Origin of the sequence: Pseudomonas edaphica (assembly GCF_005863185.1) — a bacterium.
Lineage (GTDB): Bacteria > Pseudomonadota > Gammaproteobacteria > Pseudomonadales > Pseudomonadaceae > Aquipseudomonas > Aquipseudomonas edaphica.
Map to the genome: position 1 here is coordinate 1 of NZ_VBVZ01000673.1, position 3,180 is coordinate 3,180.

Consider the following 3,180-nt stretch of genomic DNA (forward strand, 5'->3'; position numbering starts at 1 on the left):
CACAAACTCATTGCCGCCCGCCTCCGCCGGGTCGACGGGAGGCGTTTCGGGGTCATCGGTTTCGTTGAGGGCGATGGACAGCGCGTAGTCGGAATGGGTGACCACGAGCATTTCCCAGTGCTGGTTTTCGCGGGTGTTCTTGTGCACATCCTCCAGCAACTCTTCGGTCTTGGCGATCCACTGACGCTCACGCAAGCGGTACGGTGCGCGATTCTGCGAGCGGATCTGGGTGACCACGCCCAGCGCACCAAGAGACACGCGCGCGGCGCTGAACAGCTCGGGATGGCGTTGCGCATCGCAGTCCAGCACGGCGCCTTGGGCGGTGACCAGTTGCAGGCCGGTGACGCAACCGGAATACGAGGTAAAGCCCAAGCCGGTGCCATGGGTGGAGGTGGAAATCGCCCCGGCCAGGGTCTGGTAATCGATGTCCGCCATGTTCGGCAGCGCCTGGCCGACGGCCTTGAGCGCCGGCCCCATGCGCGACATCGGCGTGCCGGCGGCAAAGGTCGCTTGCAAGGTGGCGGGGTCATGGTCCAACAGCCCATTGAAGTAACTCAGCGACAGCAAGGTGCCGTCGGTGGGCACCAGGGCACTGAACGAATGTGCCGAGCCTACGGGCCGAATAGTGCTCGGTGCCTGGCGAATCATTTGCACCAATTCATCCAGATCTTTGGGCGCCAGGCGCGCCAGCGGCAGGCAGGTCTGCGCGCCCGACCAGTTGCGCCACGGGATCAACCGTGGCGCGCGGGCCAACTGGGCCAGTACCGGGTTGCTCGACAGGGCCAGAAAAACCCCGGCCACTGCCGAGCGTTGCAAGAGTTGCCGCCGTGAAAGCGCCATCCACCACCTCTTTTTATTATTGGAGTTGAACACCGGCCATAAAGCTGATCAGCGCCAGAAACTGCGCTTCGGAACACTGCATGCACAGCCCCATCGGCGGCATGCCGTTGTAGCCGTTGATGCTGTGATCCAGCAGCGTGTCGGCGCCCTGGGCGACGCGCGGGCTCCAGGCAGCCTTGTCACCCGCCAACGGCGCGCCGGCCGCCGGGTTGGCGTGGCATAGCTTGCAGCTGGTGTCGTAGACCTGGGCCAGTGCCGGGTCGGCGGGCACGGTCGTGGTCGCAGCAGTGCGTTCGGGGGCAGGTTTGGGCGTGTCGTCACAGGCCGTCAGCAGGCTGAGTACGAGCAACAGTAACGCGGTGCGGGGCATGGCCACCCTCTCTTATTGTGCAGTGGAAGCTGTTTGCACACTAAGGCAGCGAAGGCAGGGCGTTGAGGGTTTTGGGGGACACAAAGGGGGCTTGGGCGGACAGTCGAATGCTCGGCGTAAGGGTTGGTGCGGTCCTTGAGGTCTACCGTGTCGCTGCCCACCTTCGAGTTTGAAATCGTTATAGCTGCCCTGCAGGCCCAGGACGGACATCGGGCCAGTCGGTGCTGCGGCGAACACCACAGCAGGCGCGGTGACCAGCGCCAGCAGTGAGGAACCCTTGAGGAATTTTCCGAATAGCTTGGACATCGTTTTACATCTCCTTGTCTGGTGAGCAAATTATTCAGGAACCGGTTCGAACCTCGGCTTTTGCCAAAGGCTCGAATTAATTTGCATTGACATGAAGGTAAAACGGTTCAGCGAAGGCTCTAGCTCAAGGCTCCCTGGAGTTTTCCATTACTAAGCCATCAAGGGTTTGGCGAAGCTGCGGATGACTTGGCAAACGAATACCGAAGGTGCCCTGCAGCAATTCCAGTAACTCATCAGCACTCTCGACTGCGCGCTTTTCGCTGGGCTGGTCAAGGCAGTGAACCGCGTAATTGGCATTGGCCAGGGTATGGCGTTTACCCGGTGCCAATCGCGCCGCTTTCAGCTGACCGACAAAAACGGAAGCCGGGTGCGTCGACACGTACCAATTGCCGATGGTGTAGTCGATATCGGCCTGCACTTGCAGGTCGAACACATATAAGCCACGCCATTCCTCACCCACCTGCGCCCACAGGGTGTAATCGGCACCGTTGAAGGTCAGGCGATAAGGTTCATGGGCGGTGGCCTGGGGCACCTCGGTATCCAGCTGCAACGGACTGCTGGGCACCATGCCGCCGAAACCGACATCGGTGACATAACGCACGCCGTCCAGGGTCACCAGGCTCAGGCGATGGGTGCGCCCGGTGCGCGCATCAGGCGGCCCGCCCATCACCACCCAGCCGGTAAGCCCGCGGGCGTCGAAGCCCAGCTCCTGCAACAGCGCCAGGAACAGGTAGTTAAGCTCGAAACAGTAACCACCACGCCCGTCCAGCAAGACCTTTTGCTCGATGCTGGGCAGGTCAATCGGCACCGGTGAATGCAGCAATGTCGACAGGCTCTCAAAGGCGAAAGTGCACACGTGACGCAGCTGCAGGTCTTGCAAGGTTTTGAGCGTGGGTGGCGGGGCTGAATCGTAGCCCAGACGCTGCAGGTAGAGCTGGCTGTGAGTCAATCGGGACATGGCGCGATCCTTGGGCGCGTGGCGGATGCGTCACTATGCCGCGCCAGTGTGCGACTTGTCATTTTGAGTGAACCTTTTTGAACGCCCGCCTATCCATCTATAACAAGACAGGGAGGCAACATGAGTACCGCAAAAATCTACACCATTCACTATCAACTGCACGGTCAACCGAAGTCCTTTGTGGTACGCGCCGAAGTGATGAATAACGCTGAAGCGTGGCATTGGGCGGCGGTCGATGCTGACATTGCCCATGTCAGCCGCATTGGGCGCGTGGGTCATGAGCAGGTCAAGAAAACTACCCGGCCTTGGGCGGAGAAGTTTGGGATCAGCGAGGTGACCTGGGTGCCGCCCAAGTAGGTTTCGTTTGGATGTGATCAGGCCCCGCTTTTGCGGGGTTTGGTTTGTGGGGGGTGTTGGGGGGTGTGTATATCCGTTATTTAGGTAACGGCGGCTTATGGTTCCGCTCTTACAGCGGCTCACTTTTTGAAGGACCGGAATGCCGGCCCAGCAAAAAGTAAGCAAAAAGTCCTCGCCCCAACACTCGGTGCCTCGCTATGGCTCGGCATGCCCGCAATCCGCCAGTGATTTGGGGGGCCGCCGCGATGGGCCATCCTTGGCCCAGCGCGGCTAAACCGGCATCCCTGCCGGTTTACCCCCCAAATCACTGTCAGATTCCGGCCATCGTGTTTGACGGGGCGATTTCAGA

4 protein-coding genes are annotated in these 3,180 nt (G+C 60.6%); 1 reads left to right on the plus strand and 3 read right to left on the minus strand.

From position 1 onward, the window contains the following. The 3 genes from FEM54_RS28720 to FEM54_RS28735 all read right to left on the minus strand — a co-directional run. A partial coding sequence (locus tag FEM54_RS28720; RefSeq protein ID WP_138453872.1) for an FAD-binding protein occupies positions 1–840 on the minus strand: 840 nt, incomplete at its 3' end. Between the two features lie 16 nt (positions 841–856). Beyond that, the gene (locus FEM54_RS28725; RefSeq protein WP_138453873.1) at positions 857–1,210 is read right to left on the minus strand and encodes a c-type cytochrome; all 354 of its coding nucleotides are present in this window, start codon (positions 1,208–1,210) and stop codon (positions 857–859) included. Between the two features lie 430 nt (positions 1,211–1,640). Continuing rightward, positions 1,641–2,474, minus strand: a complete 834-nt coding sequence (locus tag FEM54_RS28735) for an arylamine N-acetyltransferase family protein (RefSeq protein ID WP_017137531.1) — start codon at positions 2,472–2,474, stop codon at positions 1,641–1,643. Between the two features lie 120 nt (positions 2,475–2,594). Between FEM54_RS28735 and FEM54_RS28740 the strand changes: the two genes are divergently transcribed. Further along, positions 2,595–2,831, plus strand: coding sequence for a DUF6555 family protein (locus FEM54_RS28740; RefSeq protein WP_017137532.1), 237 nt, complete (start codon positions 2,595–2,597; stop codon positions 2,829–2,831). The last annotated feature ends 349 nt before the right edge of the window (positions 2,832–3,180 follow it).